Origin of the sequence: uncultured Veillonella sp. (assembly GCF_934190855.1) — a bacterium.
GTDB lineage: Bacteria > Bacillota > Negativicutes > Veillonellales > Veillonellaceae > Veillonella.
This window is the reverse complement of record NZ_CAKPTN010000109.1, coordinates 1-5,420: the sequence shown is the minus strand read 5'-3', so window position 1 is coordinate 5,420 and position 5,420 is coordinate 1. Positions and strand designations below refer to the sequence as shown.

General features: G+C 40.7%; 5 protein-coding genes. All 5 read left to right on the top strand.

Annotated elements, in window-relative coordinates:
• Positions 1–350, top strand: a 350-nt coding sequence (locus Q0F90_RS06840; protein ID WP_296004307.1) for an HAD hydrolase family protein, incomplete at its 5' end; no start/stop codon positions are given.
• Positions 351–362: 12 nt separating this feature from the next.
• Entirely contained in the window at positions 363–1,277 is a 915-nt protein-coding gene (rapZ, locus tag Q0F90_RS06835; protein ID WP_296004306.1) for an RNase adapter RapZ, read from the top strand.
• Positions 1,278–1,289: 12 nt separating this feature from the next.
• On the top strand, positions 1,290–2,639 hold the full coding sequence (yvcK, locus tag Q0F90_RS06830) for a gluconeogenesis factor YvcK family protein (protein ID WP_296004305.1): 1,350 nt from the start codon (positions 1,290–1,292) through the stop codon (positions 2,637–2,639).
• 15 nt (positions 2,640–2,654) lie between these two features.
• Positions 2,655–3,602, top strand: coding sequence for a DNA-binding protein WhiA (gene whiA, locus Q0F90_RS06825; protein ID WP_296004304.1), 948 nt, complete (start codon positions 2,655–2,657; stop codon positions 3,600–3,602).
• Between the two features lie 12 nt (positions 3,603–3,614).
• A partial coding sequence (locus tag Q0F90_RS06820) for an ATPase (protein WP_296004303.1) occupies positions 3,615–5,420 on the top strand: 1,806 nt, incomplete at its 3' end.

The following is a 5,420-nucleotide window of genomic DNA, read 5'->3' as shown; positions in this document are numbered from 1 at the left end:
TAAGTGCTATCGATACTGTAGAAGGCATTGATAGAATTATTGATACCTTAACGCCTTTGGTGGGAGATGTAGTTACATTAGTTCGCAGCCAAAGTGACTTTTTAGAAATCATTGCACCGAATGTATCTAAAGGGCGTGCTTTAGCACAGTTAGCCTTAGATAGTCACATCGGGTTAGAGAATATTATATCCTTTGGCAATGCAGAGAATGATATTTCAATGCTCAGTAAAACCGGTTATTCAGTAGCTGTTGAAAATGCTACTGATCATGTGAAATCTGTAGCACATGCAATTTGTGGTCATCATAATGAAGATGGTGTGGCCCGTTGGATTGAAAAGAATCTTTTATAATGGAGTAAAACTATGGAAGCCTTTCGTTTATTAATCGTTACTGGCATGTCTGGTGCCGGTAAAACTCAAGTGCTACAGGCCTTAGAGGATATGGGGTATTTATGTATCGATAATATTCCACCTGTGCTTATTCCTAAATTGAGTGAAATTTGCCGTCAAGGTGGGGAGCGTACTAATCGTGTAGCTCTAGTAGTCGATATTCGCGGTGGTGAATTCTTTGAAGCTCTTTCTTCGTCTCTTGATACATTAAAAGATATGAAGGTAGATTTTGAAATTGTATTTATGGATGCTACTGATGAAACCTTAATTCGTCGTTATAAAGAGAGTCGTCGTAGCCATCCTTTGGCTCCAGATGGGCTGATTACGACTGGTCTTAAAAAAGAACGTCAAATTCTTAACTCTGTGCGCCATAAAGCAGACTTCATCATCGATACTACGAATATGAAAACTGCTAGTCTTAAAGAGTATTTAAAAACTCGCTTTACTCAAGTCGATGAAGGTCATGGCATGGCTATTACTGTGGTTAGCTTTGGCTTCAAATACGGTATTCCTCTCGATGCAGATATGGTATGGGATGTACGTTTCTTACCAAATCCGTTTTATATTCCAGAATTCCGTCATAAAACAGGTCGCGTAAAAGCTGTTAATGAATATATTCATTCTTTTGAAGTGACGGATGAATTCAAAAAACGTTATTTTGATACGGTAGACTTTCTTGTGCCAAATTATGAGCAAGAAGGTAAATCTCAATTTATTGTAGCTGTAGGCTGTACCGGCGGTATGCATAGATCTGTTGCTATGGCTGAGGCATTATATTCTCATCTGCTTGAAAAGGGATATCGTGTATCTGTTGAACATCGAGATATGATGAAAAATAATGTAGAAGAAGATTTTAATCCACATGAAATTAAAACGCTTGATAACTAGATAGGGGTTCTTATGTTGCGAAAAGGATGGTTCCGGTGGTTAATTCCGGGCCTAAATATAAAACGTTGGCTTGCCCTGTTTGGTGTTGGTGTAGGTCTATTAATTATCGGCATTTCCTTGATGTTTAACTATCAATGGTTAGCCGTACTTGAAGATATTGTACTAGCCTTTTCTTATGATTTAACGGGCTTTTACAATTATAATGTTCTCATTGCTGTTGGGTTTGTACTATTATCTATCGGTTCCATACTGATGCTCATCGGTACGAGTAAGGTTATTAAAACGATTATTCGTGCTGTATTACCAAATCCGGATAGCAAGGTATCGGATATTATTTTCCAAAATATTCGTCTTGATAAAGGTCCAAAAATCGTCGTTATCGGCGGTGGTACGGGCTTATCAAATCTGTTGCGTGGTTTGAAAGCGCACACATCTAATCTATCTGCTATCGTAACGGTTGCAGATGATGGTGGCTCCTCTGGCCGTTTGCGGGAAGACTTTAAAATGATTGCTCCTGGTGATCTTCGTAACTGTCTCGTTGCACTAGCTGAACAAGAAGGGGTTATGGAAAACTTATTCCGCTATCGTTTTGAAGGGGAAAATGAATTATCTGGTCATAGCTTTGGTAATTTATTTATTACAGCACTCGCTCAAGTTTATGATGGTGATGTGGAGGAGGCTCTCGAAGCGGCTAGTAAATTATTGCGTGTCCGCGGTCGTGTTATTCCTTCCTCTACGGAGTTTATTAAACTATGTGCAGAAATGACAGATGGAACTATCGTAGAAGGTGAAAGTAATATTCCAAATTCTGGAAAGCGCATTCAACGTATCTATAGTGAACCTGCACAGCCTAAACCAGAAGGTGCTGCTTTGCGTGCCATCGATGAAGCAGATGTAATCATCTTTGGTCCGGGTAGTCTATATACTAGTATTATTCCAAATCTGTTAACAGATAAGTTAGCCTCTCATGTACGAGCAAGTAAGGCTAATAAAATTTATATTGCTAATGTTATGACGCAACCAGGTGAAACTACGGGCTATACATTAAATGACCATGTAGAGGCTCTTATTGCCCATGGCGGTGAAGGTATTGTAGATACAGTCCTTGCTAATGACGGCCCATTGCCAATTCAAATGGTTGAGCAATATAGTGCTGTAGGTTCTGAACCTGTAGCATTAGATACGAAAAAATTACAAGCTAAAGGTATTCGTACAATTCGCGCTACCTTGATTAGTTCTAAAAAGCCAGCTGTTCACGATCCAGAACGGTTAGGCAAAGTTATTATGGATATCGTTCGTGCTATGCAATCTAACACAGAACCACATATCCTAGAATATTATCTTCAACGAGATGATCATTAATGAGAAGGGATACCTATGTCATTTGCAGAAGATGTAAAAAATGAATTATGCCAATATGAATCCTCTAGTGATGCAGATTTGGCCATGAAAATTGAAGCGTCTTGCTTATTGCGCATGGGTGGATCTATCATTTTAGGTATGAAAGGTGCTGTAGGCATTCGATTGGCTACGGCAAATAATGCGGTAGCTCGTCGATTGCTAGGTATTTTAAAGAAACAATACGAATTACCTACTAATGTATTAGTACGACAAGGTTTAAACCTGCGTAAGAAGAATATGTACACCTTATCTGTAGAACCATCTATGGAGGGGCGTCAAGCTTTAGAAGACCTTGCACTATGGCCTGTAACTGAACAAATTCCACGTAGCTGGCTCAAATCTATGGAGGCTCGTCGTGCTTTTTTACGGGGCGCATTCCTAGGGGGCGGATCTGTTAATAAACCACAAAGTGATTATCACTTAGAGTTTATGACGGGTAATGAAAGTTTTGCACGGGAAATTATCCATGTGTTACGACTCTTTCACATTCACGCTGGGTTAACGGAGCGCAAGGAAGAGTATGTAGTATACCTTAAAGAAGGGGATGCAGTGACGAACTGCTTGCAAATTATGGGCGCTCAATCTGCTCTCATGGAATTTGAAAACGTACGTATCATGAAGACCGTACGAAATCAGATTAATCGTCAAGTAAACTGTGAAACTGCAAATTTACAGAAGGTTGTAGATGCAGCGGTACGTCAGGTAAAAGCTATCCGTATTATCGATAGAGAAATCGGTATTGAAGAATTACCTGAAAAATTGCGCATCGTTGCAAGACTTCGGTGGGAAAATCCCGAAGCGAGTTTGAAAGAGCTGGAAGAATTAATGGATGGGGAATTGTCTAAATCGGGCATTGGGCACCGTCTTAAAAAGATTGAAGCATTAGCACTTACGTATGACCCGATGGGGCTTGAAGAAATATAGAGGTAATAATATATGTTTTCTTATAAATCAAGATATTGTGTAGCTGCGGCCATGGCCGCCATGGCTGCCCTTACAGGCCATGTAGAGGCTCGTGATATAGATTTACAATCAATTGGATATTTTCAGTTTTCTCCGTTGCCACCCACATTGGTGTCTCAAACGGATACATTACTCCTATCAGATAGCCCTGAATACGTAGGGCCTGTAGGTGGTACGCTTAGTGCAGGTACAATTAATGGCAATGGCCGTATCTATTTCTACCATGTAAATGAAATGGATCAGCCTCATAAAATCGCTATCGTCCTTGAAAACCAAACGGCATACCCTAATACTGTCCATGTAATGCGGCAATTAAAATCTGTGGCGACGCCTGATTATTTCGCGGCTGGTCGTGATTTGTCGCGTAAAGATTTAGAGCAGCCTCTTAATGAAAGTCCTAATGCTAAACCATTATATTCATTAAGTATTCCACCTCAAGGTCGTAAATTAATCTTTAGTGATCTAGAACATACACCTGTTTACCAAGATGCTTTGTTTACGGGTATTGTCGATATTAAAACGGAAGCGCCTGTATTTGCTCGCGTTATGATGCTACCAATGGGCATGGATGCGGTTGATGCGTCTCATTGGGCGAAAAATTTGCCTATTGATGAAATCCAATTGCGTGGTACCTATACTGGTTCTAAGCGTAATATGGAGGTTACTACACCGTTTGATACGGCATTGGGCGGTGCCTTTGTGGAAATCGGCAATGACCGTGAAGATATGTTTATTAACGGTGTAGACGAAATGCAAAATAAAGCATTTGTTCGCGACCGTGGTAACTATGGTGTATCTTATACATTAAAAATTCCTACTAAGGGTAATGAGCCATTCAGATTATATTTTAACCCTCTTGGTGGTCCCTATTCTGGTTCCTTTACGGTGAAAGCATTGCACCAACAAGGTGCTCGTCGTGGTCAAACGGACACACGTACATATCACATAGGCGGTGCTGACGGTATTTCTGCACTGGGGGAAGGGACCATTTTAGATAGCCGCCTTATGGGTAACTATAATGCAGGTGATTTATTAACATTAAACTTTATGCCTGCAGGGGCATCTAACTTGCCGATTCGTTTCTTGTTAATTCCTGAATCTCTTGCAAATCCTCAAAAACATCAAACTATTGCTGTTAATGTCCCTAAGGATGTGAAAGATAGCTTAGGTCATCCTACTCAAGGGGCTACGCAAATTCCGGTAGGCCCTATAGGTGGTAAAGATGCCAATAAAGGTGCTGTAGATACTACAAAATCTACTTTGACACCTAGTAAACAGGCAGAGAATATTGCTCATGAAGAAACTAAAAAGTTAAGTGATAAAGTAGCAGCTGAAGCTAAAAAAGAAGCACAGCTTAAAAAATCAAAAGAAGCTGAGGAAGCGTTAGCTCGTAAAAAAGCGGAAGAAGCTAAATTAGCTGCGGAAAAGGCAGAAATGGCACGCAAGGCTGCAGAAGCTAAACATGCTGAAATTGAGCGTAAAATGGCAGAAAAAGCAGAAGCTGATCGGAAGGCTGCTGAATTAAAAGCGGCTCAAGAAGCTCAAGCGGCAAAAGAAAAAGCAGCGCTAGAAGCTAAGAAAGCTGAAGAAATGAGACAAGCAGAAGAGGCAAAACGCATTGAAGCAGCTAGAAAAGCCGAGCTTGAACGCAAAGCTGAGGAAGCGCGTAAGGCAGAAGAAGTGCGTAAAGCTGAGTTGGCACGAATCGAAGCGGCGCGTAAGGCTGAAGCAGATCGTTTAGAAGCAGCACGTAAAGCGGAAGAGGCTCGAGTAGCAGCT

Bases quoted from the DNA above. Each gene is read 5' to 3' on its own strand.
- yvcK (WP_296004305.1), top strand. From the start codon at position 1,290: ATGTTGCGAAAAGGATGGTTCCGGTGGTTAATTCCGGGCCTAAATATA.
- rapZ (WP_296004306.1), top strand. From the start codon at position 363: ATGGAAGCCTTTCGTTTATTAATCGTTACTGGCATGTCTGGTGCCGGT.
- whiA (WP_296004304.1), top strand. From the start codon at position 2,655: ATGTCATTTGCAGAAGATGTAAAAAATGAATTATGCCAATATGAATCC.